22 protein-coding genes and 3 pseudogenes are annotated in these 25,871 nt (G+C 69.8%); 12 read left to right on the forward strand and 13 right to left on the reverse strand.

The window, feature by feature from the left end:
- The first annotated feature begins 360 nt into the window (after positions 1-360).
- Positions 361-675, forward strand: coding sequence for an STAS domain-containing protein (locus ACFWUZ_RS18030; protein WP_384373197.1), 315 nt, complete (start codon positions 361-363; stop codon positions 673-675).
- 199 nt (positions 676-874) lie between these two features.
- Here the strand turns inward: ACFWUZ_RS18030 and ACFWUZ_RS18035 are convergent, their stop codons facing one another.
- Positions 875-1,924 carry a fatty acid desaturase family protein gene (locus ACFWUZ_RS18035; RefSeq protein ID WP_384373199.1) on the reverse strand — a complete coding sequence of 350 codons (1,050 nt, stop codon included), beginning with the start codon at positions 1,922-1,924 and terminating at the stop codon, positions 875-877.
- Positions 1,925-2,685: 761 nt separating this feature from the next.
- Here ACFWUZ_RS18035 and ACFWUZ_RS18040 point away from each other — a divergent pair.
- A complete protein-coding gene (locus ACFWUZ_RS18040) occupies positions 2,686-2,901 on the forward strand; it encodes a hypothetical protein (RefSeq protein WP_384373201.1) in 216 nt (71 codons plus the stop codon).
- Between the two features lie 723 nt (positions 2,902-3,624).
- Here the strand turns inward: ACFWUZ_RS18040 and ACFWUZ_RS18045 are convergent.
- Positions 3,625-3,952, reverse strand: a pseudogene (locus ACFWUZ_RS18045) (IS1380 family transposase); the annotation flags it as partial.
- Positions 3,953-4,774: 822 nt separating this feature from the next.
- Positions 4,775-5,347, reverse strand: coding sequence for a DUF4240 domain-containing protein (locus tag ACFWUZ_RS18050; protein ID WP_384373202.1), 573 nt, complete (start codon positions 5,345-5,347; stop codon positions 4,775-4,777).
- A 199-nt stretch (positions 5,348-5,546) separates the two neighbouring features.
- On the opposite strand from ACFWUZ_RS18050, the gene ACFWUZ_RS18055 reads away from it, so the two are divergent.
- Positions 5,547-5,825: a hypothetical protein gene (locus ACFWUZ_RS18055; protein WP_384373204.1), complete on the forward strand. Its 279-nt coding sequence runs from the start codon at positions 5,547-5,549 to the stop codon at positions 5,823-5,825.
- 90 nt (positions 5,826-5,915) lie between these two features.
- On the opposite strand, the gene ACFWUZ_RS18060 is transcribed toward ACFWUZ_RS18055, so the two are convergent.
- Complete coding sequence (locus ACFWUZ_RS18060) at positions 5,916-6,194, reverse strand: GlsB/YeaQ/YmgE family stress response membrane protein (RefSeq protein WP_384373206.1); 279 nt, start codon at positions 6,192-6,194, stop codon at positions 5,916-5,918.
- Between the two features lie 334 nt (positions 6,195-6,528).
- On the opposite strand from ACFWUZ_RS18060, the gene ACFWUZ_RS18065 reads away from it, so the two are divergent.
- Entirely contained in the window at positions 6,529-6,702 is a 174-nt protein-coding gene (locus ACFWUZ_RS18065; protein WP_384373208.1) for a CsbD family protein, read from the forward strand.
- A 159-nt stretch (positions 6,703-6,861) separates the two neighbouring features.
- Positions 6,862-7,521, forward strand: a complete 660-nt coding sequence (locus ACFWUZ_RS18070) for a hypothetical protein (RefSeq protein WP_384373210.1) — start codon at positions 6,862-6,864, stop codon at positions 7,519-7,521.
- A gap of 486 nt (positions 7,522-8,007) precedes the next feature.
- Here ACFWUZ_RS18070 and ACFWUZ_RS18075 read toward each other — a convergent pair whose 3' ends face one another.
- Positions 8,008-8,349, reverse strand: a complete 342-nt coding sequence (locus tag ACFWUZ_RS18075; RefSeq protein ID WP_384373212.1) for a DUF6193 family natural product biosynthesis protein — start codon at positions 8,347-8,349, stop codon at positions 8,008-8,010.
- Positions 8,350-9,050: 701 nt separating this feature from the next.
- Between ACFWUZ_RS18075 and ACFWUZ_RS18080 the strand changes: the two are divergent.
- Positions 9,051-9,833 (forward strand): annotated as a pseudogene (locus ACFWUZ_RS18080) (heparin lyase I family protein); the annotation flags it as partial.
- A 365-nt stretch (positions 9,834-10,198) separates the two neighbouring features.
- Here the strand turns inward: ACFWUZ_RS18080 and ACFWUZ_RS18085 are convergent.
- The 3 genes from ACFWUZ_RS18085 to ACFWUZ_RS18095 form a co-directional block, all read right to left on the reverse strand.
- Entirely contained in the window at positions 10,199-10,705 is a 507-nt protein-coding gene (locus ACFWUZ_RS18085; RefSeq protein WP_384373214.1) for a C40 family peptidase, read from the reverse strand.
- 520 nt (positions 10,706-11,225) lie between these two features.
- Positions 11,226-11,642, reverse strand: coding sequence for a hypothetical protein (locus tag ACFWUZ_RS18090; protein WP_384373216.1), 417 nt, complete (start codon positions 11,640-11,642; stop codon positions 11,226-11,228).
- 430 nt (positions 11,643-12,072) lie between these two features.
- A complete protein-coding gene (locus ACFWUZ_RS18095; protein WP_384373218.1) occupies positions 12,073-12,873 on the reverse strand; it encodes a hypothetical protein in 801 nt (266 codons plus the stop codon).
- A 283-nt stretch (positions 12,874-13,156) separates the two neighbouring features.
- Between ACFWUZ_RS18095 and ACFWUZ_RS18100 the strand changes: the two genes are divergently transcribed.
- Both ACFWUZ_RS18100 and ACFWUZ_RS18105 read left to right on the forward strand, forming a co-directional pair.
- Positions 13,157-13,624 (forward strand): MarR family transcriptional regulator, encoded by a 468-nt coding sequence (locus ACFWUZ_RS18100; protein WP_384373220.1) that lies wholly within the window; start codon positions 13,157-13,159, stop codon positions 13,622-13,624.
- A gap of 583 nt (positions 13,625-14,207) precedes the next feature.
- Positions 14,208-14,774 carry a hypothetical protein gene (locus ACFWUZ_RS18105; RefSeq protein WP_384373222.1) on the forward strand — a complete coding sequence of 189 codons (567 nt, stop codon included), beginning with the start codon at positions 14,208-14,210 and terminating at the stop codon, positions 14,772-14,774.
- A 215-nt stretch (positions 14,775-14,989) separates the two neighbouring features.
- Here ACFWUZ_RS18105 and ACFWUZ_RS18110 read toward each other — a convergent pair whose 3' ends face one another.
- Both ACFWUZ_RS18110 and ACFWUZ_RS18115 read right to left on the reverse strand, forming a co-directional pair.
- The gene (locus tag ACFWUZ_RS18110; protein WP_384373224.1) at positions 14,990-15,217 is read right to left on the reverse strand and encodes a hypothetical protein; all 228 of its coding nucleotides are present in this window, start codon (positions 15,215-15,217) and stop codon (positions 14,990-14,992) included.
- Between the two features lie 562 nt (positions 15,218-15,779).
- A pseudogene (locus ACFWUZ_RS18115) lies at positions 15,780-16,416 on the reverse strand (SDR family NAD(P)-dependent oxidoreductase).
- 615 nt (positions 16,417-17,031) lie between these two features.
- Here ACFWUZ_RS18115 and ACFWUZ_RS18120 point away from each other — a divergent pair.
- Positions 17,032-18,771 carry an Imm49 family immunity protein gene (locus ACFWUZ_RS18120; RefSeq protein ID WP_384373226.1) on the forward strand — a complete coding sequence of 580 codons (1,740 nt, stop codon included), beginning with the start codon at positions 17,032-17,034 and terminating at the stop codon, positions 18,769-18,771.
- 255 nt (positions 18,772-19,026) lie between these two features.
- On the opposite strand, the gene ACFWUZ_RS18125 is transcribed toward ACFWUZ_RS18120, so the two are convergent.
- The 3 genes from ACFWUZ_RS18125 to ACFWUZ_RS18135 form a co-directional block, all read right to left on the reverse strand.
- The gene (locus ACFWUZ_RS18125; protein ID WP_384373228.1) at positions 19,027-19,284 is read right to left on the reverse strand and encodes a WhiB family transcriptional regulator; all 258 of its coding nucleotides are present in this window, start codon (positions 19,282-19,284) and stop codon (positions 19,027-19,029) included.
- Positions 19,285-19,879: 595 nt separating this feature from the next.
- Positions 19,880-20,206, reverse strand: coding sequence for a hypothetical protein (locus ACFWUZ_RS18130; RefSeq protein WP_384373230.1), 327 nt, complete (start codon positions 20,204-20,206; stop codon positions 19,880-19,882).
- A gap of 186 nt (positions 20,207-20,392) precedes the next feature.
- Positions 20,393-20,620 carry a hypothetical protein gene (locus tag ACFWUZ_RS18135; RefSeq protein ID WP_384373231.1) on the reverse strand — a complete coding sequence of 76 codons (228 nt, stop codon included), beginning with the start codon at positions 20,618-20,620 and terminating at the stop codon, positions 20,393-20,395.
- A gap of 155 nt (positions 20,621-20,775) precedes the next feature.
- Between ACFWUZ_RS18135 and ACFWUZ_RS18140 the strand changes: the two genes are divergently transcribed.
- The 3 genes from ACFWUZ_RS18140 (at position 20,776) to ACFWUZ_RS18150 (ending at position 25,807) form a co-directional block, all read left to right on the forward strand.
- Entirely contained in the window at positions 20,776-23,244 is a 2,469-nt protein-coding gene (locus ACFWUZ_RS18140) for a helix-turn-helix domain-containing protein (RefSeq protein ID WP_384373233.1), read from the forward strand.
- Between the two features lie 218 nt (positions 23,245-23,462).
- Positions 23,463-24,569 carry an alpha/beta hydrolase gene (locus tag ACFWUZ_RS18145; RefSeq protein ID WP_384373235.1) on the forward strand — a complete coding sequence of 369 codons (1,107 nt, stop codon included), beginning with the start codon at positions 23,463-23,465 and terminating at the stop codon, positions 24,567-24,569.
- Between the two features lie 350 nt (positions 24,570-24,919).
- On the forward strand, positions 24,920-25,807 hold the full coding sequence (locus ACFWUZ_RS18150) for a hypothetical protein (RefSeq protein WP_384373237.1): 888 nt from the start codon (positions 24,920-24,922) through the stop codon (positions 25,805-25,807).
- Positions 25,808-25,871: the final 64 nt, after the last annotated feature.

A 25,871-nucleotide genomic window follows, 5' to 3' on the forward strand; every position in this document is an offset into this window, starting at 1 on the left:
CGCATACGCGGCCCTCACCCCTCAGAGCGACAAGCCCAGCGGCGCCGTCAGTACGCCGGAATGGCGGTCACGAAGGGGGAGCCGTCATCAACCCGCATCGGTCCGGTCCCCCGGACCGGCGGCACGGTACGCGTCGGACGAATGCTGGCCACGCCGACTCAGCGGTGCCATCCTTGAAACAGCTTTCGGCTCGCACCCTGCGTCTTGTCTGTCCGGCCTGCCCTCCCGCCGGCCACCGAGCCCGCGTGGCTCACCTCCACAGGCCGTTTCTCAGATCCGCGCCGCTTGGGGCCCGCCATGCTTGACCTACGCAAACAGCCCTCACCCGGCAGCCGTCACCGCGCAAGGCACCACGCATCGGTGAGTTGCACAACGGAGCGCGGTGGTGTGTGCGTGATCACCGCTGCCGGGGAGTTCGACGTGGACACCGCGCAAGCCATGCGAGAGATCCTGGATGAAATCGCGCACTCGACCGCCCAAAAAACGATCATCGACTGTACTCGGATCACCACCGCCGACCCCGCGCTCCTGCACGTCCTGCTGGACGCCGACCGCGCACACCACATGATCTTGGCCGGGCCACTCCCCCACCAGGTGGACGCTCTGCTCACGCACACCGCCACCGCAACCCCGTTCCTGATCGCCGACAGCGTGGAAGCCGCCCGCAGCCTGTAGCCGCCTCGAACGGGTTGTCGCCATGACCGTGGGGGCGCGCGAGGTCTCCCACCAGACCGGGCTGGTTGTCCCCCTTCGGCGGCCACCGGTGTCGACTGCAACCGGTCCGATCCGCAGGGGCCGCCGGGCTCCGCCTGACGCTGAGTGCCGTCCCTTGTAGCAGCTGATCTCAGGCGTGCCTACCTGGTGGGTCGTGGCGTCAGCTGGTCCGCGGCGGCCTTCTAAGGGGGGCTCCCGCCGCGTGGAGGCTGGCGAGGGTCTGCCGGTAGGAATCGACCAGGCTGGTCTCCAGGTAGCTGACGCCGAGCTCCTGGCAGTACGCGCGGACGATGGTCTGGGCCCTGCGCAGGTGCGGGCTGGGCATGCTCGGGAAGAGGTGGTGCTCGATCTGGTAGTTGAGACCGCCCAGGACGATGTCGGTGAGGCGGCCTCCGCGCACGTCACGGGAGGTGAGGACCTGGCGCCGCAGGAAGTCGGGCCGCTCGGCGCCCCGCAGGGTCGGCATGCCCTTGTGGTTCGGGGCGAAGATCGAGCCGAGGTAGACGCCGAAGAGGCACTGGTGGACGAGCAGGAACACGACCGCCTTGCCGGGCGGCAGCACCAGGAACAGCGCGCCGAGGTAGGCGGCGGTGTGCACGGCGAGCAGAGCCCCCTCCCACACACGGTGCTTGAGCGAACGGTCGAACAGCGACCGCACGCCGGACACGTGCAGGTTGAACCCCTCCAGCGTGAGCAGCGGGAAGAAGAGGTACGCCTGCGAGCGGCCGAGCAGCCGCGGCAGTCCCTTGGCCGCCCGGGCCTGGTCCTGCGTCCAGACGAGGACGTCCGGGTCGAGGTCGGGATCGAGGTCCTCGTGGTTGGGGTTGGCGTGGTGGCGGGTGTGCTTGTCCTGCCACCAGCCGTACCCCATGCCGATGCCGAGGTTGCCGGCGACGCGCCCGGACACCTCGCTGGCCTTGCGTAGCCGGAAGACCTGCCGGTGGGCGAGGTCGTGAGCGAGGAGGGCCACCTGCCCGAACACGAGGGCGAGGAATGCGGCTGCCAGCAGCGTCCACCAGCTGTCGCCGATCAGGACGAAAGCCGTCCACCCGGCGGCGTACAGGAGCGTCACGGCAGCAATGCGCAGTGCGTAGTACCCGGGGCGCCTGGCCATCAGGCCGGCCTCCTGGATCTTCCGGGAGAGCCGGGCGAAGTCGCTCCCCGTATCCGCCCGTACGGGAGGGGGACGCACCGTCTGGGAGGAGTTCATGATCAGAATCACTTTCCGTCGTCCGTCATACGAAGGAGCGGCCCATGGCACGGGCGGAACGCCCTGCCCGGGACCCCACCCGGCCCGCGGGTGGCCCCGTACTGCTCATACCCGGGAATGCGGCGTTGACGTACGCCTCGGCCTATCCGCCCATTCCGTCCTGGCCCCGCGGCGACGCCCTACGGACCAGGAGCCTGCCCCGCTCCTCCTACCAGGCACGACCCGCCGTCACAGCGACCCGGGCCTGTGTTCACCGGTTCTGGCAGTCCCGCGGAAGTCACCGTCGACGTCTGAGCCCGGCTTCTGGCCCCCGGTCTGAGCATCCTCCTGCACGGCCGGCTCACGGCCCCGGCGACCAAGCCCCCTGACGCTGATCCACATACCCCCGGTGGACCCGTTTCCGGCAACAGTTCCTGCGTACTCATTGCCCTGCCCGGTCAAGCGGGGCTTGATCGTCAGGACCGCCCGCGCCCGTCACCGCAACGGCGCCCTCGCCCTCCCCTCCGCGACGCAGCCTCGGCCCAGAGCTGAGCCGGTACGGAAGGCGGCCATGCACAATCGAGGCAGCCCCTTCGGCCCCTTCCCTGGAGGGTGCCCGTGTTCGACACTGGTGCCCGGTCGCACTCGTCGACCGGGGAGAGGAACCATGAACTGCAGCAACTGCGGGGCCGGGGCGATCCAGGGATCCGACGGCCGATGGATCTGCACGAACCAGTGCGGGTGGAGCTCGGGGGCAACGCCTGCGGCGATACGCTCTGCCCATGACGGAACGGAGTAGCGACCCCGTGATCGAGGGGCCTCAGATCACCGAAGCGGAATGCCGTCGCTGCGGCACCCTCATCGCCGGCCTGGACGGCCGATATGCGTGCGGGGTCTGCGGCTGGTCGAACCACTGGAACGAAGGCCACAGCCAGCTTCCCAGCGCGGAAGACGATCTCGACCAGCCCGTACCGGCGGCCAAGAGCCGGAAGCCCTGAAGTACCCGGGCCGAGACTGCCGCCCCCGGGGGCCGCTGGCCGGGCGCCCGTCGTCCCGTACCTGCGCTGCGAGATGGTTGGCCAGGTCGTGGCGAGCCCGGTCGACTTCCGTCACCCCACCCGCACCTGCTGGGTGAGAACGCGGCGCAGGCACGGCATGAATGGGTGTGGCAAGCTCGGCATTCACGATGATTCTCCGTTCGGGGCCCTGCGCCAACTCGCGGGAGGCTGCGAGAGCCGGCCGGAGTCCGGACAGCCGTCGGTCTTCGTGCCTCCCCGTGTTTCTGCGCGTTCCGGGTGACCCGTCGCCAAAAGTCCTTGGCCTCGGGCGGTCGGTCTCATGGCCGGCATCTGCTTCACTCGCTTTCGTAGGCGTGCACGTCGCCTACCGACCCCGCCTTTGACGACGCCCCTCGGGCAGACCCAGCTGCTCGACATACTCGTACGGCTTGTTGAGCGCTCACCCACCCGCCGTCCTCCCTCACAGCCACGCCCGGCAGGATCGGCGATGGATTCCTAGCGTCGCCCCCTTTCATCGAGTCCGAGAAGGCGCATACCACCTCTCTTGACGCGTACGGGTTTGACGTAGTGCGCCCGCCGCGCCCCACGCCGCACCCGGGATCACGCACTGCGCACTTGCGCGTGGGCGGTCGCGCGGACTGTGGAGCATATGAACGGCTGCGAGGGCGAATGGGGTGGCTGCCGCGTCGACGACCTTGGTGTCAGCCGCCAGGCCGTCGGTGTCGACACGATCGGGCCGAACATCCGTGCCTGGTCACGCAGTACGGCCAGATCCGCGATGGCCTCACCGGCGTCGGCGAGCATCACCGCCAGGTCGGTGGCGATCCGGCCCGGACCATGTCCGGTCCCACGTGGCCGAAGCGGCCTGAGCGCGGCCGAATACGCGGCGCTCAGCCGGTGGTATCAGCGGGATCCGCCCACAGCCGCCCCCCGACATGTCCGACCACCCCCGAGCTGTCGGCGCTGACATGGATCTTGAGACGCAACCCGATAGCTGCACGTGGAAAGTGCCCTCCGCTTGGACCGACAGAACCCCTCAGCAGGTTCATCGTCCCAGGTCAGGAAGGCACTTTCGCCTTTCCGTCGCAACAGCCGCCGTAACCCAAGCGAAACGGCGAGGCTAAGTCCTTCGGCAGTTGCCGCCAACCGCAGCCTGTCCGCATCTGCCGGGACAGGGCCTCGCCTACACTCGCGCGATCAAGGAAGCGGCCCCCGAGGCCGTGGAAGTCGCCGGCCTCCGGCACCCGCTGCAGAACCGTGCGGCCGCGGTGGAGAAGACCTGCCACCAGCACCGCGCCTGCCTGCGTAAACGCGCCGCCGGAGAGGTCGGGCGGACATCGGAGGCGCCGTGGCTCATGCAGCTCCCACCCCATGAGACGCCCCGCCGCCGATCACGGAGCGGACCCGCATCGCTACGCAGACGTCCAGAGACTCGTCGTGGCCGGCTGGACGATCAGCGCCATCGGCCGCCGCCTCCACCTCAGCTCGTGGGGCCACTTCGGGAGCCCGGACACGCCGAACCCGTTCGCGCCGACGTCCCCAGCCCCCGCAAGATCACCCGTTGGGTCATGCGGCCGCAGGACACACTTCCACCCGAACTCGAACGCCACCTGCTCGACGTCCGGTCCGCCTGCCCTGACATGGCCGGGCATGCGACCTCCCCCGCGCCTTCGCGGAGATCCTCCGTCACCGGCGCGGATTCCTGCTGACCCGGAGGATCCGCCAGACAGAGCAGGATGCACCGAAACCGATCAGCGGCTTCGCCGGCCTCCTCCGTCAGGACCTCGCCGCCGTCACCGCCGGACTCGCCCTCGCCCAGCCATGCCCGTCACGGACGGGCGGAGGCGCGCTCTTACGGGTTCGACTCAAGGAATAGGGCGGCCAGACGGGGAAGCCGACGGCGCATCTCCCCATCGTCGTCGAAGTCGAAATCCTCGCCCATATCAACCACATTGCCGCCGGGAGTGGCAGCCCCGCGGAAGCTCTCCCAGGCTTCGTAGAAGGCATCTCTGTCGCCAGTGATCAGCTCGAACGCACCACTGGCCGCATAGGTGACGTCCTCGTAGAACAGCACCTCGGAGCGGTCCCGCAGATCGGCTGCCTGGATCGCATCAGGGTGCCCAGCGAGGCTGTCGGGAGCTGTGTCGACTCGCTGGTACCAGTCACGTCCCAAAGCGATCACACCAGCGCGGAAGTCGGTGAAGCTGTCGTCGGAGCATCCGCCCCCGATGAGGTATGCCGCCGCCCAGACGTCCCAGCGGCACAAGGCGTCGTGCAGTTCGTCGAAGCGTTCCGCGTACTCCAGGATCTCCTGCTGGGGCCTGCCTGCGAGCTGTTTGACGAGGACTGCGTCGAACGGTTCGCGTGCTGTCGCTGCCTCGGCCCGCGCAGCTTCGATGATCTCCCAGAACGTGTCGATATCCATGACCACGCACCCTGCCACGCGCCTCTGACAACCGGCCATGGGCCCGGTCGGCGCTGCTCTTCGCCCCAGTTGGTTCACGGAATGAACCAACTGGGGAACGTGACAACCACGTCGGGTCTCCCGGCTACCTGGACGTGGCCCGGCACCCCGAGATCGGTTTCCGGGCCCGGAGTCTGATCGGTCCGGCCCGAATGTCACCGTGCACGGCGAGTTGACCGCGTGCGGCGTGAGCCGGCCGGTCTTCGGCTCCCTCCGTACCGTCGCCCCGGACGACAAGCGGATCACCGCGAGCGGCACTGCCATGACCGACAGGTACGCCTTCGGCGTCACCAAAGGCAAGGGCATGACCGGACGGCACCTCAAGATCACTGTGGAGGTCGTCGCGCACCTGCCGCTGAACCGATCGCCATGCCCGTCGGCGCGGACCAAGCACCCGGGTGCCGATCTGGGGTGGTGGGCGGTGGTGACGCCGGCCTGACTGCATCGGGTCCGGCCGCCAGTGGGGGCAGCAAAACGGCCCCGCCCTCGGTGAGGGGGAGCCGTTTTCCGTCTGGGGGGACTGGATCGGTCAGGCGTGGCTGTGGTGTCGCTTGTTGCCGGTGACCAGTCGGTAGACGGCGAGGAGGATGACCGAGCCGATGATGGCGGCGATCCAGGTGGAGACGTCGAAGAAGCCGTCGATGGAGTCGACGCCGAAGATGACCTTGCCGAGGAAGCCGCCGAGCAGGCCGCCGGCGACACCGATGAGCATGGTGATGATGATCCCGCCCGGGTCCTTGCCCGGCATCAGCGCCTTCGCAATGAAGCCCGCGAGCAGTCCGATCAAAATCCAGGCAATGATGCCCATGCGCTTCTCCTACCTCGATGAACAGAGCCGGTGTTAACGACCGTCTTCACCGCGTCGGGGTTTCCAAACGCCCGGACTACATGATCCTTGAGCACCGATCGGCTCTACGGCCGACTCCTTCGTCAGGGCGCCGCGTACCTACGGTGCCTCCTGCCAGCAGGCCTTCGCCGACTGCACCCGACGCGCCGCGGGCGGCCTGACCCTGAGATTCTGCCCTTGCCGGCCCGGCCCGTGGACCGTGTCACAAGCCGGTACGGGTGCCGGGGGTTTAGCGGAGCGGGTTGGGAGCAGGAGAGCGATCACGACCAATCCGGTACTTCACGAGGAGGTCCCCATGTCGGGTACGGAGAAGAGCAAGGCACACGCCGAGCAGGCCAAGGGCAAGGTCAAGGAGACCGTCGGGCGTGCCGTGGGCAACGAGCGCATGACAGGCGAGGGTCACGCCGAGCGGGCGAAGGGCAAGACCCGCCAGGCCAAGGAAGACGTCAAGGACACCTTCCGCCACTGATCACGCGCGGCCGGCAGCCGCGTCGTCCGACTGGGCCCCGACCTCCTCCCCCTGGGTCGGGGCCCAGCCACGTCCACGCGCGGCCCAGAAGCCCGGCCTGGCTGAGGCCGACCCTGGGCACGATGCTGCCCTTGAGTTACCGTTCGGCGGGGAGGCTCGATGGCAGAAATACCGGGAGCGCGAGCGGAACTGGACCGACTGGGACGCTTCATGCACGCGCAGGTGCGTGAGCTGGTGTCACGCTTGACGCCGGAGGCGCAGGTATCTCCTGGGGAGTTAGGTCCGCCGGCCGTCTCCGACTGGCACGAACCGCTGCAGTTCCGCCATACGATGACCTTCCGTGGTGCCCGGCCCGATACCGTGCCCCCGGCGGAGATGGGGCGGCGAGCGGCCGAGGCGCTGGCGGACGCGGGCTGGGCGGTGGAGGAAGAAATCGCCGACGCCTACTTCACCACCGGTCGACGGGACGAGGTCGTCCTCCGCGTGCGGGTGTCCATGATCTCCGATGTGGTGCTCTACCAAGCGGAGACCCCGTCGATGGCGTTCCATACGCCGGAGCCCCTTGTGCGGCCCGAACCCTTGCGGACCGCCGACACCCTCGACCCCGGATATGTGCTGTGCTACGAATGTGACGGCCTGGGCTGGTGCTCCTCGTGCTACGGGCGCAGCTGGGTACCGGACGCGGAGCGAGGGCGGCGCCGCTGCCCGGAGTGCCACGAGGACCGGGTCTGCCCTATCTGCCGCGGTTCCGGTGAAAAATACGCGGCCACCCTGCAGTACTACGAACGCGGTTACTACCCCGAGCTGTTCGAGGGGTGAGCCCCGCCCATGCGTGCGGCAATTACTGGCCGGCGTCACACCACTGGCCCTGGAGGCCGGGATTCGGCGGCGTCGGAGGACGATGCCGCAACTCGGACGTCTCGTACCCAGCCCGCACGTGGCGGCCACCTGGTTCTCGTCTGACACGTCGTCCCGGATACAGGAGGCCTGTCCGCCGGAGCGCTTGCCGACGCGGGCGACGGTCCTGCCGTCCACGGCGGTAGCGGCGGAGTCGACCAGGACCCCCAGGAGCCTGTGTCGGCACGCCCCGGGTGGGCACGAGCGAGGACATGACTCTGCTGCTGATGTTCCTGCTGCCGCTCGGCCTGGCCCTCGTCCTGCTGGCAACAGCCGAACCCCCGCACCATGGACGCCACCGCAACACCCGCTGAACAGCACCCCGGGTGGGCACGGCATCCCTTCCGGTCGACCCTCTGGGCAGGAGGGCGGGGTACCGGCCGCCGAGGGGTCCAGTCGGCGGGGAGATCAGGCTCCGAGTGCGACGGGGCGAAGGCCGGACGGCAGGTGGCGTACCGCCGGCGCCACGGCTTCGTGCGCTGTGGCGCATTCGCCGAGATCCGGAGTGAGGAAGCCGGTGCCCACTCCGTACGTGCCGTCGCTGTTCGCCATCAGGCTGGGGCCGACGATGGTCAGACCCGGGCGGGTGGTGCTGGAGACACGCAGCGCCCAGTGGCTCGTGCACGGGTAGAGGGCGCGGAGCGCCGGGTCGCCATGCGCCGTCTCGATCAGGGTCCGGTACGTCTCCCGCCAGACGGACTCCAGTTCGCTCGCCTTCTGGCGCTTGCCCTGCCACTCGGATTCCGCCATGCGCACGGGATCGAGGTCAGGCACTTCCCAGCGTCCGGTGGGACGTACGAAGGGGGCTGCCTGGCGGATCCCGGACAGCGATGCCCCCTCGAACCATGCTCGGGCGGCCCTGGCGAGCTGCTTCAGGCGTCCGTCTCTCCCCGTACGAGGGCTGCGCCCTCGTACGGCTCCGTTCCGCAGATCGACTACCGCCGCTCGTGCAGCCGTGCGGTGATCTGCAGCGGTTCACGGTGCGCCAGAGTACTTGCGACGGTCGCGTGGTCCAGCGGAGCGGCACCCGGGGACGTGACGGGGGCCCGCCGCCGGGCAGCCTTCGGCCCGCAGGGCTGCGGCGAGGCTGCCGCAGGCCGCGATGTCGGGGTACAGGACAGCGGGATCAGGAGGAGTGCCGGGCCTCGGGGACGGGGGCACGCCGGCGGTGGTCCGCTTCTCGGGCCGGTCGAACGGGCCGGCGCGCGCACCGGCAAGGGGTCATCCGGGGTGAGGGTCAGCCCCGTCGGTGCCGGCTTCCCCGGGGCGGCCTGCTTGCACGGGCGCCCCGGGCGGATCCTGCTACTTGCGGACGGTGAAGCCCTGGTCCGTCCCGTACTTGGCGCTCGCCTTCTGCCATGCCTCCAGCCCCTGAGCCAGGGTCGTCGACGAGACGTATGCCTTGCCGACGGTGTCCTTGAAGACGGAGTTCGCACGGCTTCGAATCCGGCGGAACGGCCCAGTGGCCGCGCGAGGGCATCGAGGGCGGGGGCACCGTGGCCGTCGTGGGGGCGCCCGGGGGCCGTCCCGGAAAGGCCGCCCGGTTCACCATGCCCGACGACGGGCAGTCCTACCGCTCCGAGATCGCCACCAGCCGCCTGCCGTACGGCAGTTGCCGGTACACCTTCGCCAACTACGTGCCCGCTGAATGGATTTCCTACGGGAACATGACCATCGTCTCCCAGTGGCACGGCGGAACGGACACCGTTCCGGCGATCGCCCTCGCGGTCAAGGCCGACAGGTGGGTCATGAACGTCCACCGGCAGGTCGGCTCGCAGCCCGCGCAGGAGGTCAAACACGATCGGGGGCCGGTGCAGTTCGGGCAGTGGAACCAGTGGTCCTTCGATATCACCTGGCCCACCGCAACCTGCGCCGGCTCGATCACAGCGCGGCGCAACGGCGTCGAGGTGGGATCGCACCGCGGACCCAACAGCTACCACCAGGACACTGCCCCCTACCACAAGATCGGCCTGTACCGGCCGAACTGGAAGGCGTCGAAGGGCCACGTGATGGGCGGGACGCCCCCGGTGGTGGTCTACTACGACGACGTCAGCATCGCCTCCCTCTCCCCGGGCTCGGCCCAGCCCGCACCCACAGCGTCCGCCCCCGCGTCGTCGAAGGGCTCGACCTCGCTCCCCACGCCACCCCCCACGGCATCCGCGTCCACATCGGCACCGGCCTCCGAACCGGCGCAGGCCTCCAACTCCGGCCCGACAGAACCGATATCGGCCTGAACCTCGGGCGATGCCGAGGCCGGCCCGACAGACGGCCCGCCGGCCCAGACGGGCACCTCCCGTTCGCTACCGCTCCTCCTTGCCGCGGCCGGCGCACTCCTCACGGCTGGGCTGATCATCGTCGGCCGCGGTCGCGGTCGCGCGAGGGCGGCCCGACGCGGGGCAAGGCACTCGTAGCACGGCGGCGGCCGGCCGGTCGGCTGCGGGCCCGTAACGCACGACCGAGCATGCCTCTGCAGGGGTGTCCGCGGCGTGAGCCGGCCGGCTGGCGGCACCGCGGTGGCACCGCCGCGCCCCGGTAGGGGCCCGGCGGCATAGAGGCCCGGTGCCTCCAGGCCCGGAGGGACAGGGCCCTCCTCGTGGAGTCAACCCGCCCGACCGTAGCGGACGTTATTGCTCCAGATGCGTTCCAGCCTGACACGGGTTCCCGGACGCGGAGCGTGCCAGATCTTGTCGTGGCCTGCGTAGATTCCCACGTGTTGCACAGTCGAGCCCTGCGGGAAGAACACCAGATCACCCACTGCGCGTTTGTCACGGGAGACGTGAGAGGTGTGCTCGTACTGCTGCTCGGCCGTGCGGGGGAGCTTTTTACCGGCCTTCCGGAAGGAGTACAGCATCAGCCCCGAGCAGTCGAACCTTCTCGGGCCCGTCGCGCCGCGCGCATAAGGGGCACCTTTCTTGGAAGCGGCCACGGCCACAGCTTTGGCTCCGGCCGACGTGGCCGCGTCGGCCGGCGTCACCGGGCCGGCCAGGGTGCCCGCCGTCAGCAGGCAAAGGAGCAGGAAGAGGCGAGGGGGACGGAATCCGGCGGTGCGTCGGACAACTCTGAGAGCCCGGCGGGCTGGATGGGAGTCGCTCGTGCAGACGGACATCGTGATACCTCCGCGTTCGGATGGACTGCCGGTCGATCGGATGCCTGAAGAGGCCCTGCTTTCTCGGGTGTGATTCCTGGGCGCAACGGCCGACAGTTTTCTCCGAAGCCGGCCCGAATTCAGGTCCGGACATGGGTACGGATGTATCGATTCTGCAACAAAACCGCGAAAATATGACAAAACAACTGGTGAGGGCTCGCCCGTACGGCGGCAACCCGTCGGAGCCCGGAAGCCCGTGACCGCTGCACGCTTCACGGGTACTTCTGCTCCTTCTGTGCAGGTCGCGCACCGGATGCGGAGGACCGCGAGCGGTGGCTTGCGCGCCCTGACGGCGTCGACGCAGCAGTCTGGCGCGGCGCTGCGCCGAGACACCGGCGGGGCGCTGCGGCTCCGGGCGGCGGCCCGGCGCTGCAACGCCCCGAACGACAGGGCTGCTGTCGAAGCCCGCGGGAGGCCTCTGCGTAGCGACGCGGCCGGGTGACCCGTCCGGCTCTGCGGCCTGCCCGACGCAGACTCTGTGTCAGGACTGCTTCAGTCGGCCGCAGGTGTCCGCCTTGCCTACGAGGCAGACGTAGAGCTCGACGTCCTTGAGGTTCTTGCCGCTGCCCGAGGTGGCTATCTTCCTCAGGGGCTTCTGCACCCAGGCACCGCCCTCCCACGACTTGAACTTCGTGTACAGGCCGACCTGATCGTTGGGGCACTGATCCTTCAGGGTGATGGACCATTCCGTACGGTAGATCTTGCCGGAGGCAGAACCGTCGGCCGTCTCGAACCACTGGTAGTTGCCCTTGGCCGAGCCGCAGCTGTTCTTCACCGTGGTGCCGGTGTGCGTGCCGCCGGCGGCTTCGGCCGAGCCGCCCAGAGCGAGGACCAGGCCTACGGCGGCGGCCGCAGCCGCCAAGCCACGACCTGCGGACTTCAGACCCTGCTGTGCCATGGGAACTCCCTTGTGAAGTGCACTGACGTGCGCTGATGGGTTCTGACGGCCTGTAAGTTATCCCGTCCGTTCCTCTGAGCACGGCCCACCAGGGGTTGATCATCGGCTACGCCCCGCGTGGTACGCGCACTACCACGAGGGGGGTACGAGCGACTCGCTGACGACGTTCACCGGGCGTTCCTCGCGGCCGTGGGGATCCGCAGGGAAGGCGTCGGCATCGGTCCCGACCCGGAACACGGAGCAGGCGGTAGCGCAGGCTGCAGCACGGCACGGCGTGGAGATGCTGATGAAAGAGATCCCGGTTTGCCCGGTAGTGGCGTGCCTCGGGGTCCATCACGGCGTGACCATGGTGTCCCGCGCCGGGCAGCGTCACCGAGGCGGGCGGCCCGGACCGGGGTGGGGGGTGGGGTGGGGTGGGGAGCCGTGCGGTTCAGCTTCCGGCAGGCGCGGTGAACTCCTCGGCGGGCCCGAAGTCACCGAAGGTTGCCTTGTTGGCCGCCTTCACTCCGCGCATCTCGAATCGCTGATCGAAACGGATGGTGCGGCCCTGGCTGTCGATCCACTGGTCGCAATCGAAGCCCGTGACACCCTTGGCTTTCATGGAGGTGTACGTACGCGGGTCGACGGAGGCGATCTGCTCCAGACCGAGGTGTCCCGAGAGGTGGTAGGCAGGGACGCCGCCCTGGTCGTCCATGCCCTTGCGTGCGGAGGGGCCCGCAGCGAGAAGCAGTTTGGCGTACTCCTCGTAGCTGGCCAGGTCGTTGCCTGCGGGGTGGGGACTCTTCGTCCACCCGGCGCCTGCTCCGCCGAGGTCACGGACGTAGTTGGCATCGGCCGTCGTGACGGTCGCCATCTTCAAGCCCAGTTCGGGAGAGCTCATCTCCATCCGACCCGTGAACGGGCCATTGAGGTTGGCCCGGCCAGTCATGGTCATCAGCCCCGCTGCGCCGCCCGCCTCAGTGGTGATCTTGATGTTCGCCGCGTAGGACTTCTTCCCGGCCGCGGTGAGGGCTTCCTCCGGGTCGAACGCCTCGTCCGCAGCCCCGGCGGGTGCGGTGGACGGTACATCGGGTGCCGGGGCCGCCGGAGTGGCCGAGGCCGAACCGGTGGGAGTCGCAGGAGTCGCCTTGTCGTCGGCGTCGCAGCCGGACAGCACGGTCACGGCGCAGACCACGGCAGTGAGGGCGAGGGCGGAGCCGCGACGGCGCGGTGGGGTGACACGAGTACGCATGTTCATTGTGATGAGCATTTCACAACCCCGACCAGCCCTCGCACCTATTTGGGCAGGGCCCGCTCCGTCACGGCGCCGTCGGCCGATCCCGGGGTTCCACCTCGTCGGTGACGGCCGTGGCGTATGCGGACCCTGTGCAGGGTCCAGGACGGCTCGGCGGTCGGCTCGCCGACGGGTCCGGGAGATCACGCGCTTGTCCTCCACCGCACTTGAGGTCCTATGGTCTCCACATGACCCGCACGGCGTGCAGGCTCCGAACCGAAGTACCAGGAGGGGACACCTCATGACGACCCAGCAGATCTCAGACGCCGAACTCGCCGGACAGCCCGCCGCATACTGGACCGGTGTCGCCTACGAGGCGCTCATCGCGTACACGCGGTCCCAGCTGGCCGCAAAGGGCTACACCCAGCCCCAGTTCTGGCTGCTGCGCAACCTCTCGGAGAACGACATCTCGCCCGACGGCGAGGGGATGACCCTGCCCGAGCTGCGGGAAGCCATGACCTCCTACATCCGGCCCGAGGACGATCTGGCGGCGGAGGCCGAAATACTTCTGCAACGCGGCTGGCTGACCCGGGACGCCGAGGACCGGCTGTGGCTCACCGGGGAGGGGGAACGGGCCCGCGTCGACCTCGCGCGCAACGCTCCCGCGATCCGCGCCGCGCTCCACGAGGGCATCAGCGACGCGGACTACGTCACCACGGTGAAGGTGCTCCAGCAGCTGATCCGCAACGCGGGCGGGACGGTCGCCTGAAAGACCGAGGGCCAGGCGGGGTGCCCGGGCCCTGGTGAGTTCGTGGCAGGTCAGCCGGCGTGGTCGTCCAGCGGGGTCACGCCACCAGCCAACTCGCCCTGGTCCGACGAGCACCGTGACCACATCTCGAACACGCCTTGGATCACGGTTGCATGCCGGCGAGCCAGTACGACAGGGGCCGCATTCCGTCCCCCGTACGCCGATCCCGGTGTGCCGTGACGAAAGGCAGGCCTTGCCCGCGGCCCTCGCCCGCGCGTAGGCCCGGGCCGGGAGGTCGGACTCCCGCTCCCCGTTCATGGGTCACAGGCCAAGCCGTGTGGCTGGGTCTCGTGAGGATGAGAGCTTCCTTCGATCTGAGCCCCTCGCCCCGCGGCATGTTGCGACGAGCCTGCGCTGGGACATGCCTCGACGGGAAGCGGTGTTCTGAACAACAGCCTGGGGAACGGTGGTCGGACCCCTTACGGATGTCAGCGGCGAGGGCGATGCGTGCGGCACCGATCACGACTCCTGGACCGGCTCGGGAACCGTTCCCCAGGATCCTGCGTGACCACTTGATGTGAAGTCGGCTGGGGGAGGGAACCGGATGAGAACGCGCGCGATGGTGAGCGTGGGGGTATCGGCCTGTGTGGCGCTGGTGGCGTGCGCGTGCGGTCCGGAGAACTCGAAGGAGAACGCGGACGCGAAGCCCTCGCAGCCAGCTGCGTCCACACAGGCAAGAGAACCATCGGCCGCGCCGTCCGCCTCCGCCGGGACCGAGAAGGCCTCGCCCACCCCGACCGCTCCCCTGCCCGCGCCCCGGACGAAGGAACGCGCGATCCAGCGGTACGAGCAGTACCTCCACGCCCTCGGCCACCAGGACATCGACACGGTCTGCGAAGTGGCCGGGCCCGGCGCGAAGAAGGCGCAGGACATGGGATTCGGTCCGTGCACGTCTACGTACGCCATCGTGTTCCAGATGATTTCATCCGAGCAGAAGAAGGCCCTGCAAACTGCGACGGTCGATCCGCTGCTCGTCTCCGTGCGCACGCCCGAGAAGATCGAGATGCCTCTCGAAGCGGTCAGGTCCTCCGCCTCCTTCTCCGAGAGCGACCTCGGCAGTTACACCCTGGAGTACCTCGAGAACGATTACTACATCACTGACGGAAAGTGACGCGTCGTACCCGGAGCCGCCTCCGCCGACGTGCCGGATCCACCTCGCTGCCGTCTTCACCTGGTCAGCCAAATGATCCGGAGGAATCGGCCCAGCCGAAACGTCGGGAAATGCCGACGGAGTGCGGGCGGTGGGAGGGGCGAGCCGGCGGGAGTGGTGCTACGGGCTTGGGCTGGCGGAACCCAAGCCCCGGCTTCTTCAGCAGCCTGGGGTGATCAGCAGTTGACCCAACCCATGGAGTACGTCACAGTGCCCCAGACTCCTGAGAAGGAGAAGTACTTCTTTGCTCCCTTGGGCCCGACCCAGGGGCTGTCCTTGGCGCCGCTGCTGGTGTTGAGTCGCACGTACGGACAGCGTCCGTCGGCCTTGGTGTCCTCCACCCAGCCGGAGACGACACCGTCGGAGCAGTGTGTGCCGGAGCCCTTGCCTTGTGCGCTGCTCACGGTCCAGTTCTGGCAGCTCACTGCAGACGTGGGAGAGGCGGCGGCGTGAGCGGTCGGTGCGGTCAGAGTCATTCCGATCGCAGCCACGCCGATTACGGCTGCTGTGGCCAACTTTGATTTCATGAGGCCCTCACTCTTCTCTGGTCGGTGGGCATCGCAAAGTGCGCGTGCTAGCCAGATCGATGGGCAAGGTAGCCTAGAATTCAATGCCGTGGCCGCGTCATTACAGGTCAATTCGTGGCCCGGTTGCGTTAGTTGAAAGCAGCTGCATTGCGGAATCCGGCCTTGCGATTGATCAACGCGCTGAGCTTCCAGCGCCGAGCCGCAGGTCGGCCGCCCGGCTCTGGTGACAACCAGAGCCGCGAGGCGCGCCTGCGGTCGGCGCCGCGAGGAAAGGCGAAAAGCTGTCCTCGGCGTTTCGATTCGGGGTGTGGCCGAGAACCCATCGCCGCAGGTGAGGAACCAGCTGCCTGAAAGCGCCCCGAGCGGATCAGGCCCTTCCTGTCGTCGTCTCCACCGGGGTCGCGGCCGGCCTCAACGCCCCTGTAATCCCCCGGGCCGATCAACCGGCCGCGAGGGGTCCGAGATAGGTACCGCCGGAGACGTCGATGGTCTGGCCGGTCACCCAGCGACCCTTGGGGCCCGCCAGGAAGCCCACCACGCCGGCCCAGCTCGTTGGCGAGCGACGGGCCGAGCGCCGCCAGCGCTGCCTTGGTGACGGTGTACCCGATCTGGCCGGGTTCCGCGATCCGGGTGGCCGCCGAGCCCATGTTGACGATCCGTCCGCCGTCCCGCAGCAGCGGCAGCGCCCGCTGAACCACGAAGACCGGCGTGGTCACGTTGACCGCCAGCAGCCGCTCGAACTCCTCCTCGGTGAGCTGCCCGATCGAACTGACCGAGTGGATGCCCGCATTGTTGACCAGGATGTCCAGGCCGTCCGCGCCGTGATCCGCCAGCCCGGCGACGAGCGCCTCGAACAGCCGGTCCACCGCACCGCTCTCGCCGAACCGGGCCTGCACCGCGAACGCCCGGCCGCCGGCTCCGGCGATCCGCGCCACGGTCTCGGCGGCGGCCGCATCGTTGTCGCCGTAGTGGACGGCTACCAGCGCTCCCTCGGCTGCGAGCCGCAGGGCGACCGCGCGCCCGATCCCGCGCGAGCCGCCCGTTACCAGTGCGGTCCTGCCGTCCAGTTCCCCCATGATCGCCTCTTCCCTCGTGACACCCGGGTCGTATCCGGGAACGATTCAGCCTGAGCCGTCTCGCTGAAGTGCGGTGTGTCCTTCGACCGACCCGCTCAGATGACCAGGGATGCCTTGGCCCGTACGCCATGTCCCCTTGATTGATCACTTCGCGGACGCCCCACCCTGCCGGAGCCGGGCCCTGACCGAAAGGGCACGGCCGGTCAGCCCTGTGGCGGGAAGACACGCTAAGCGCCACGATCGGTCTCGGCGCCGACGGCTCCGATTATGCGGGTTGCCCTGTCAGGGTCCTGCGCTTCGACGGCCGAGGCCAGGTCATGGTCGGCCCTGATCACGGCCACCAGGGCCTGGGCAGGCAAGGACCGCGGCGAAGTGCTCAGCCGACGCCTCGGGCGCTGCTGCCGCTCGTGCCTGCGGCTGCGGATGTCGCCACGGTCTCGGTGCGATATGAGGCTCGACCGCATCTCGCCCCATCCGTCCGGGACTCTCCGGTCCGGCCGTTTCGTCCCAGGAGCGTCCCCGTTCCCGCGGGGCGGGCCCTGTCAGATGCGGCGCCTAGGCTGTCCGGACGGACCGGCATCAAGGAGCAGTGCAGTGCGGATAGAGCGTCATCAGGTGGGCGAGGCAGTCGTTTCGGCGGCTCGCGAGGACTTCGCGAACCGCATCGGGGGGCAGGTCCGCTCCATGTCGAGGGCCGGCCGGATGGGCACCTACGAATGGCAGGCGATCGCCGACGAGTTCCTCGACCACTTGGGCGCGCTCTCCGCTGAGACACCCAACCTGGACATCCCGGAGGCCGAGGCGGTGCTCAAGGACGCGTCCGAGGCCGCCGCCGGCGCGGTCTCCTTCGCGGCGTACCACCCGCACTGCACGTTCCAGGTCTTCCTCGACTACGTGAACTTCGGCATCAGCTACGACCCGGGCGACGAGGACGACGCCGAAGAGAGCGTCACCCCTGGCGAGTGGATCGACGCGTTCTGCCTCACGCTCCTCCGTGACAAGGCCCAGTGGCACGGTGAGGCCTTCCGCTTCGCCCGTCAGAAGTTCGCCGAGGAAGCACAGGGAACCCCCGCCGGTGAGCTGATCACCGGATTCATGGCCCAGTGCCTCGACGACACCGGAAACGACGCGGAGTACCCGCCGAGCGCACGGGCGAAGGTCGCCGCCATCGACGCCGCGCTGGCCCGCGTCCGAAGCCGGGCCGAGGAGACCGGCGAAACACTCCTCGACCGGCCGGACAGCGTGGCGCTGAGGACCCTGCGCGCCCTGGCTGCCGAGGACAGGGGGGCCTTCGACACGGGACTGGCGGCCCTCCTGCGCGCGCACGCCACCGCGCACGTCCGCTCCACCTCGCCGGCCGGTCTCCTCCCGCTGGTGCCACTCGGTCTGGCGTCGGTCGCGTACCGGACTCTGAGCTGGATGCCGGCCGTCCACTCGGATTACCTTCCGCACGCCCTGATCACCGGCTTCGAGGCCCGGGGCCCGCGGGTGGGGGGCCTCGGCCGCGACCGGCGGTCGGACGCGGTCGCCGCGCTTGCGGCAGGACCGCTGGTGGTCGAGCGGCCGGCCGGCGGACAGCCCGTGAACCCGAAGACCGAGGCCCTGTGGGACCGGTCCACCCAGGAGGCCTTCACCTCGGAAGAGGGAAAGCCCCTTGCTGTCTCGCGGCTGGGGAGCGCCATGCACCACCAGGAGCTCCTCTTCCTGTGGCGGGCGGGCAACTCGGCCGACGTCACGGACGCCCAGCTCGCGAACCTGCGGCTGGCCTCCCAGGTGGGGGCGGCCCTGTTCCGCATCGCCCTGGCGGAGCCTGGTACCGAGGTCGAGGTGAGCATCGCCGGGCGCAAGCTGCGCTACCCGGCTGCCCGTGGTGAGGCGGCGGACGCCGGCACCTGGGCGAAGGCCGTTGCCTTCGCCCTGATCACGGGCGTACGCGAAGATCTCGCCCCCTTGGTCCTTGCCGGCCCTGCGATCGCCGGCAAGGACGGTTCGGCCTTCGCCTCGTACCGGGAGGCCCTCCACGCCTACCTGACGGGAGGCGATGCCGCGCCGGCGGCGGAGCGGGCACTGCGCGACGCCGGGAAGGCCAAGGAGTGGGGCTTCTTCCCACCCCCCGCCGTACTGCTGTCTCAGCTCGTGGAGGGCGACGAGGAGAGCTTCAACCTGGCCTTGGCCGATGCCCTCGAAGCCCACCGCGACCACTACCAGGTTGCCGACCGGGCTGACACCCTCGACGTCGCGATCGACCTCGACGTCCTGGCTCTGGCCTGCCACGCCCGACGACGGGGCTGGGACATCCGCGTCGAATCCCCCTACCTGCCCCAACGGCTCCTCGAGGCCGCCCTGCCCATCTAGGACCGGCGATACGGCTGGCCAGGCAACGGCCACCCCAAACCTCGTCCCTACTGCGGGCTCGTCCTCCGTCCCGGGGTCGTACCGCCGTCGGCCGAGACAGTGGCTCCGGCACCGCCGACCGGGGTGACCGGCAGTCTGGCCGGCCACCCCGGCCGGCGATCTGGGCAGCGGGCGTCTGGTCCGGGGTGGTCGTGCGCGGGCGAGCGGTTGCCTGACGGCCGCCTCCGGCTGCCGCGCCCGGCCGTACCCTGCTGGTCAGGGCCGCAGTCGGGCTCGGGCCGCTCTGGCCGTCTGGCGCTTGACAGCACGCCGCTCCTCTTCGGTGAGGCCGCCGCACACGCCCGCGTCCTGGCTCCCCTCGAGGGCCCATTCCAGGCAGTCGGCCATGACCGGGCAACGGCGGCACACCGCCTTCGCCTCCTCAATCTGGAGCAAAGCCGGGCCACCGGTGCCGACGGGGAAGAACAGGTCCGGGTCTTCCTGCCGACAAGCAGCCTTGTGACGCCAGTCCATGTCGTGCCTCCATTCGCGTCGCCGGATGCGTCTCCGCCCGCCTGACCGGGATCTGCACCTGTATGCAGTGGAGCGGACAATCACCCGCCCCTTTTTTTCTGAAGCCGCGGGCGCCGCCTCCGTTTAGCGCACACGCCGAGGGTAGGCGGGCCGCATGTTCAAGCATCGGCGTGTGCGTACGGCTGTTGTACTCGTGATCAGTTGGGTGGTGTTGGCAGGTGTCGAACGCTGGGGTGAAGGCGCATCGTGGCGGGTGGCTCTGCTCAGCGGGCTGGTGTGGGCGGTCGTGGTCACCGGCGCTTGGTGGTTCGCCGAGTGGACGCAGCTGGGCCGCCGCCGGGCGCCGCGGTCCGCAGACGACGGGGGTGGGGAGGACCTTCCGCCGATGGCTGCGGCGGAAGACAGCCCCACACCCACGGGCCGAGGCCAGCACGTGCAGGGCTGACCGCTGACCGCTGACGGAGGGAATCGTCCGGCGCGGCCTCGAGCCGCCCGGCAGGGGCAGACCCGGGCGGGCTCGAGGCCACGGATGCGCTGTGACCGGGACCCGCCGCCCGCACAGGCACAGGCGCAGGCCCAGGTCGGTCCAGCGGTGTCAGCGCGAGCCGAGGTAGTCCTTCGTGGCCCGTGCCTCGGTCAGCACGATCGCTGCGGCCGAGAGCACGAAGGCCGCGATGAAGCCCGCCAGCTGATTCTGCGCCGCGCTGGTGGAGAAGTCCGCTTGGGCCACCATGCTCCCGATCGCGATACCGGACAGGCCCGCCGGCACCACCAGCAGCTGGCTCAGCCGGGGGCCCGCCTCGGGCTCACCCGACAGCAGCTTGGCCCCGTTCCGTACCAGGGCGATGCCGAACGGGATGACGAACGCGCTGAGGAAGACCAGCCACCCCACGTCCCCGAACGAGCTCAGTCCCCAGACCATCGCGGCCACTCCGGCGCACCCGACCACCAGCCCGTACGCAATACCGAGACCCCCCGCGGCCGTGGCGGTACCGGGGCGCCGCCGCACGGGAGGACCGGAACGGCCGTCACGGCGCGGGGGAACGGGCGAGTAGGACATGGAGCAACCTCCGGAAGTTGACGGGTATGTGATGTGTCCGCAGGGCGTTCAACGGCGCCACGCGGTGACCACGGTGAGCAGGATGAGGGCACCGGCTGCCAGCAGCAGGCATCCGCTACGCGTGCCCGGCCCGCGCCTCCGGGTCTCGACCTGGCCGGCCGGAGAAGTGCCGGGGTGCTTGCGGGCGTAGTGCTCGATCTGCCGGCGCAGCCCCTCGGAGTGGTCGCCCCAGGGCGTCTTGAAGTTGCACTCTCCGCACCAGAAGCGGTTGGTCACGTCGACTCCTTGCTCTGACGTCCGTAGGGGGCACCGACCCCTCGACCGTGACCTGGGTCATGGTGGCTGTACAGGTCAGGCGCCCGGCCATCGGTGACCGGCGGCCGCGGGTAGGCTCACCGCCGGTCGTACGGGTGGATCAAGGGAGTTGCTGGATGACAGAGGACCTCGGCACGTTGCTGCGCAAGCTGCGCGATGAAGCGAACCTGACGCAGGAGCAGGTGGCCGAACGGTCGGGGGTCAGCGTGCGCACCATTCGCCGACTGGAGAGCGGCAGCTCCACGAACCACCGGATGGGGACGGTGAATCTGCTCGCGGACGCGCTCGGCCTGGACGAAGGAAACCGTCTGCTCCTGGCGGCTTCTCTCACCGGCGCGTCCACGGCTCCCGACGACGACAGCGCCGACCGCCACGGCCGCGGCCATCCGGCACCCGCGCTCGCCCCGTCCGCCCGGCCGCCCGGCCACGACGCGTTCGTTCACGGCTCGTTCGTTCACGACTCCTTCGTTCACGACTCGCTCGCCGACGCCGCGCAGGAGCTGGCGACGGAGGTCCGGCGCCGCTGGCGCCGCGAGGAGGCGCAACGCCGCGTCCACGACCCGTTCCCCCTCCCCGTCCGCTGGACGCCGGCGCCCGCCGTCCTGACCGACCGAGCGGAGAACATCCAGCGCCTCGGCCCGGGTGAGACTCCGCGCGAGGTGGATCTGGGCGGCGACCTGCGCAGCATGGCCGAGGTCTACCTCAGGATCCCCTCCGGACGACTGGTGATCCTCGGCCGGGCCGGCTCGGGCAAATCCATCCTCACGATCAGGCTGGTCCTGGACCTCCTGGACACCCCGGCCCCGCAGCGCCGCGTGCCGGTCATCTTCAGCATCGGCTCCTGGGACCCCTCGACCACCGCACTGCGGGACTGGCTGATCACCCGACTGCTGCGCGACCACCCGCATCTGGCCCGCCGCAGCTCCGGCGGAAAGACCTTGGCCGCCGTGCTGGTCGACGCCGACCTCATACTGCCGGTCCTCGACGGCTTCGACGAGATCGCCGAAGGGTTACGCCGCGAAGCCTTGGACGCGCTCAACGCGACATCCGCCCCGCTCGTCCTCACCAGTCGGCGCGACGAGTACGCCGAAGCGGTCCGGGCCGCGCACGCGCCGCTGGTCTGGGCGGGGGGCATCGAGCTCACCGACCTCACCCTCGATGACCTCGCCGACTACCTGCCCCGCACCGCCCGCACCGTCCCGTCCGACGCGGGTCCTGCCTCCAGCCCGGGAGGGCCAGGCTCGGGATGGGACGGGGTCCTCACGGAGCTGCGCACGCGCCGGGGTCCGGCTCACGCCAACCTCGCCGCGGTGCTCACCACCCCGCTCATGGTCATCCTCGCCCGCACCCTGTACAGCGAGACGCCCGACCGGGATCCCGCCGAGCTCCTGGACGCCACCCGGTTCCCCTCGGTGAAGAGCCTGGACGAACACCTGCTGGCGGGGTTCGTGCCCGCTGTCCACCGACGCCGGGCCCCGGAACGGGACGGGGCCGGTCAGCCCAGGGCACCGTACGCGGACCCCGCTCGGGCTGAACGCTGGCTCGGCCACCTCGCCCACCACCTGGTCCGCCTGGACCGCGAGCGCCAGGACCTCGCGTGGTGGCAGCTCGGCGATTCGCTGTCACGTACGACGCGCACCCTGGCGTTCGTCCTGGCCACCGCCGTGAGCGTCACCCTGAGCGACTGGCTGGTCGGCCTGCTGCTCGCCCCTCTGTCCATCGGCGAACTCCTGCTGCAGGGCAGTCTCATGGGGCCCGCCGCAGGACTCGCCTTCGGAGCCGTCTACGTGATGGCGGACAGGTCCGGCGGCGGAGCGGCGTTCGAACCGGTCCGTATCCGGCTGACGCTGCGCCCCTCGCAGGAGAGTCTCGGCCGCCGACCCCTGCGCACCTTCACCGTGCGGTTCGGACAAGGACTCATCGGAGGCACCGTCATGGGCGTCGGATGTGCCTGTGCCCTCACCCTCGGGCGCGCGCTGGCCGCGGGGACATCGGTCACCGATCCGCGCATCGTCGAAGGCACCCTGATCAACATGCTGGTCCTCGGGTTGATCTTCGGATCGGCTGCCGGTCTCGTCTTCGGGCTCATGGCGGCACTCGAAGTGCCCGTGGACGTCACCGCGGCGGCCACCCCGATCGGATTGCTGTCCTCGAACCGTACGACGGCCGTCCGGCAGTTCCTCATCCTGGCACCGGCGTTCACCCTGGCCATCGCCTTGGGCGGACATCTGGTCGTCCGTCTGCTCCAGGGTGCGGTGGGACCGCTCAACTGGGGGTTCCACGACAGCCTGTTCATCGGCGCGGTCGGTGGCCTGGGCGGCGCGGCCTCCTATGTGCTCACCTTCACGGCCTGGGGGCAATGGATCGTACTGGCGCGCATCTGGCTGCCGTTGGCCGGGCGACTCCCCTGGGACCCCGCCGCGTTCCTGGACGACGCCTACCACCGGGGAGTGCTGCGCCAGACCGGAGCCGTGTACCAGTTCCGCCACGTCCGGCTGCAGCACCACCTCGCACGCACGTTCCGCGGCCGGCACCGGGACTTCGCACCGGCCACGTTCGCACCCCCCTCGACCCGCACCCCGTGACCACGGGACCGGGACCTGGGGACCTCAAGCAGACGGGCACCAGGGCACACGTCGGCGGGTGGCCTCGTGACCGGCACGGACCGCAGGCCGCCCGGTGCCGGTCACCGATGGCCGGTCGCTTGGCCTGTTGGCCGGGCGGTGCGGGGCACCAGCATCGGGATGTCCGGCTCGCGGCAGCAGCTCACTACGCCGCGCGCCTCCTCGACGAAGGATTCCCGATGACCTCCCTGCGCCTCATCTCACTCGGCGCGGCACTCGCGCTCACCGCCCTGACGGGTACCGGCGTCGCACACGCCGCTGCACCGGCCGCCACGCCGGTGCTCACCGCCCCTTCGGCTTCCGCCGCCGTCCCCGACTTCAGCGACGGCTACGGCCTGTCCTTGGTCCCCGAAGAAACGCAGGTGCACAGCCCCACCGACTTCACCCTCACCGTCACCACCCAGCAGCTCTCCGGGAAGCACCAGATCCGCATCCTGCTCCCCGCCGCGTACGACACCGTCCCCGGCCGCGACTGGCCGGTCACGTACTTCCTGCACGGCGGCGGCGGCAACGTGAACGACGTCGCGGCCGCGCCGGCGCTGCATTCCGACTCGATGATCACCGTGGTGCCGGACGGGGGCATGAAGGGCTGGTACGCCGACTGGCTCATGCAGAACACCGCCGAAGGGAAGGCGAACTGGGAAACCTTCCACCTCACCCAGGTCGTCCCCTTCATCGACGCCAACCTCCGTACGCGCGCCGACCGCGCCCACCGCGCCGTCGTCGGGCTGTCCATGGGCGGCTACGGCTCCCTGCACTACGCCCAGGCCAGGCCCGACCTGTTCGGCCACGTGGCCGCCCTGTCGGGGGGCATCGACTTCGGCATGTGGGAGGTCCGCGGGGCCGTCCTGGCCACCGAGCTCAACCTCGCGGGCGCTTGGTGCGCGGCGAGTTCCTCGTCGGGCTCCGGCTCCGGCAACTGCCCGGGCCACGGTCCCTATGTGGACAGCGACGCGATCTTCGGCTCCCCGTACCCGATCTTCAACGCCGACCGCGTGTGGAAGGCGGTCGATCCGGCGGCGCCGGTCAACCTCGCCAAGCTTTCCCGTACCGGCATCACGCTCTACACCGGCAACAACGACCTGATCGACGTCCACACCGCTACGGCTTCCCACAACGTCAAGGCCCGCCTGGATCAGCTGGGCATTCCCAGCCGTCTCGTCGACTACGGAAACGGCGCGTCGCTGGCTCCGAGCTGCAACGGCGGCCACAACTACGGGTGCTGGGTCCCCGCCTTCGCGGATTACGTCCCGCGCCTCGAAGCCGCCTTCGCCGCGGCGGGCTGACCGGGCGGCAGTGCACCGGGCCGACGCCGGCGCAGCCGCGAGCGAGCGGGCCGAGCCGGAGGGCGACATGGCAGCAGGTAGGGGAGAGAGGAGAAAGAGGGTGTACTCATGGTGAAATCCAGCGCCGGTCTCCGCCGCACCACGCACGGATTCGTGCACGGGGTGAAGGGCGCCGATCGACCGCTTGCGTGGTCGGAGACGGCCGGACTGGCGTCCGGCAGGGACCAGCCCGCCGACAGTACCCGCGCCGGAGGTTCCTGGGACGGCTGCTACGCCGCTGCCGGGACGAACGCAGCCGCTCCGGACGTCGCATGCCGGCTGCGGACGCGTACGTACGGGGGACGGCGCACATGAGCCACGACCAGTCCGGACCGTACGGTCAGCAACCGCCACAGGTCCAGCACGTCCCGTACGGTCAGCCCGCCCCCTCGGGGCAGCAGCCGTACGGCCAGCAGGGCTGGGGCCCGCCCCAGCAAATCGGCAGCTACGGCCCGCCGCCCCCGCAGTCGGCCCCACGCAGGAAGACGGGCCTGATCATCACCGGAGCGACCGTCGCCCTCGCGGTCATCGCGGGGGGCGCGTACTTCGTGCTCGGCGGCAACGGCGACGGTGAGAGCGCGAGCAGCAGTGCAGTCGCCGACAGCACGAAGGGGTACGGGCTCGTCGCCCCGGAGTCGGTCGACGCCTACAAGAAGTCGGGTCCGGGCAGCGCGCCCGGCGAGCTGAATGCCGAGCAGAAGAAGGAGGCCGAGGGCCTCGGCGTCCGCAACGCCCGGGCGGTGTCCGGCATTTACAACGCGGAGAGCAGCGACCCCGGGAAGGTGGGCGGCGCGCGGCTGATGTTCGATGGCCTCTACGGCGACATCCCCGACCCCGCCCGGGCGCTCGACAACTACTTCTCCGGCCTCGCCAAGAAGGGCCTCAAGGGCGACGGGAAGACGCGAGGGCTCCAGTTGCAGCTCGTCGGAACCGCCACGACCGTGAAGCCCGCCGGCTTCGAAGGCGCGCTGATGAAATGCCAGGACGTGAAGGTGACCCGCGAGAGCGGTGCCGGTCCCCCGAAGGACGGTGACAAGGACTTCCAGTACCCGGTCTGCGCCTGGGCCGACCGCTCCACCCTCGGCGGTGCCAACGTCGTCCACTTGGTGCAGCCGATGACCGGCGGCAAGGGCGCCTCGCAGGAGGAGGTCGCCGCGCTGACCGTCAGGCTCTACGAGACGGCCCGTCAGAAGGCCTGACACCCAGTAGCCGACCACGAGCCCGGCCGACGCGATCGGCCGGGCTCCTTCGGCACACCGTGGG

The organism is Streptomyces sp. NPDC058646, assembly GCF_042716875.1.
GTDB lineage: Bacteria > Actinomycetota > Actinomycetes > Streptomycetales > Streptomycetaceae > Streptomyces.

Bases quoted from the DNA above. Each gene is read 5' to 3' on its own strand.
- ACFWUZ_RS18035 (WP_384373199.1), bottom strand. From the start codon at position 1,924: ATGAACTCCTCCCAGACGGTGCGTCCCCCTCCCGTACGGGCGGATACG.
- ACFWUZ_RS18040 (WP_384373201.1), top strand. From the start codon at position 2,686: ATGACGGAACGGAGTAGCGACCCCGTGATCGAGGGGCCTCAGATCACC.
- ACFWUZ_RS18050 (WP_384373202.1), bottom strand. From the start codon at position 5,347: ATGGATATCGACACGTTCTGGGAGATCATCGAAGCTGCGCGGGCCGAG.
- ACFWUZ_RS18060 (WP_384373206.1), bottom strand. From the start codon at position 6,194: ATGGGCATCATTGCCTGGATTTTGATCGGACTGCTCGCGGGCTTCATT.
- ACFWUZ_RS18065 (WP_384373208.1), top strand. From the start codon at position 6,529: ATGTCGGGTACGGAGAAGAGCAAGGCACACGCCGAGCAGGCCAAGGGC.
- ACFWUZ_RS18070 (WP_384373210.1), top strand. From the start codon at position 6,862: ATGGCAGAAATACCGGGAGCGCGAGCGGAACTGGACCGACTGGGACGC.
- ACFWUZ_RS18075 (WP_384373212.1), bottom strand. From the start codon at position 8,349: ATGGCGGAATCCGAGTGGCAGGGCAAGCGCCAGAAGGCGAGCGAACTG.
- ACFWUZ_RS18085 (WP_384373214.1), bottom strand. From the start codon at position 10,705: ATGTCCGTCTGCACGAGCGACTCCCATCCAGCCCGCCGGGCTCTCAGA.
- ACFWUZ_RS18090 (WP_384373216.1), bottom strand. From the start codon at position 11,642: ATGGCACAGCAGGGTCTGAAGTCCGCAGGTCGTGGCTTGGCGGCTGCG.
- ACFWUZ_RS18095 (WP_384373218.1), bottom strand. From the start codon at position 12,873: ATGCGTACTCGTGTCACCCCACCGCGCCGTCGCGGCTCCGCCCTCGCC.
- ACFWUZ_RS18100 (WP_384373220.1), top strand. From the start codon at position 13,157: ATGACGACCCAGCAGATCTCAGACGCCGAACTCGCCGGACAGCCCGCC.
- ACFWUZ_RS18105 (WP_384373222.1), top strand. From the start codon at position 14,208: ATGAGAACGCGCGCGATGGTGAGCGTGGGGGTATCGGCCTGTGTGGCG.
- ACFWUZ_RS18125 (WP_384373228.1), bottom strand. From the start codon at position 19,284: ATGGACTGGCGTCACAAGGCTGCTTGTCGGCAGGAAGACCCGGACCTG.
- ACFWUZ_RS18130 (WP_384373230.1), bottom strand. From the start codon at position 20,206: ATGGTCTGGGGACTGAGCTCGTTCGGGGACGTGGGGTGGCTGGTCTTC.
- ACFWUZ_RS18140 (WP_384373233.1), top strand. From the start codon at position 20,776: ATGACAGAGGACCTCGGCACGTTGCTGCGCAAGCTGCGCGATGAAGCG.
- ACFWUZ_RS18145 (WP_384373235.1), top strand. From the start codon at position 23,463: ATGACCTCCCTGCGCCTCATCTCACTCGGCGCGGCACTCGCGCTCACC.
- ACFWUZ_RS18150 (WP_384373237.1), top strand. From the start codon at position 24,920: ATGAGCCACGACCAGTCCGGACCGTACGGTCAGCAACCGCCACAGGTC.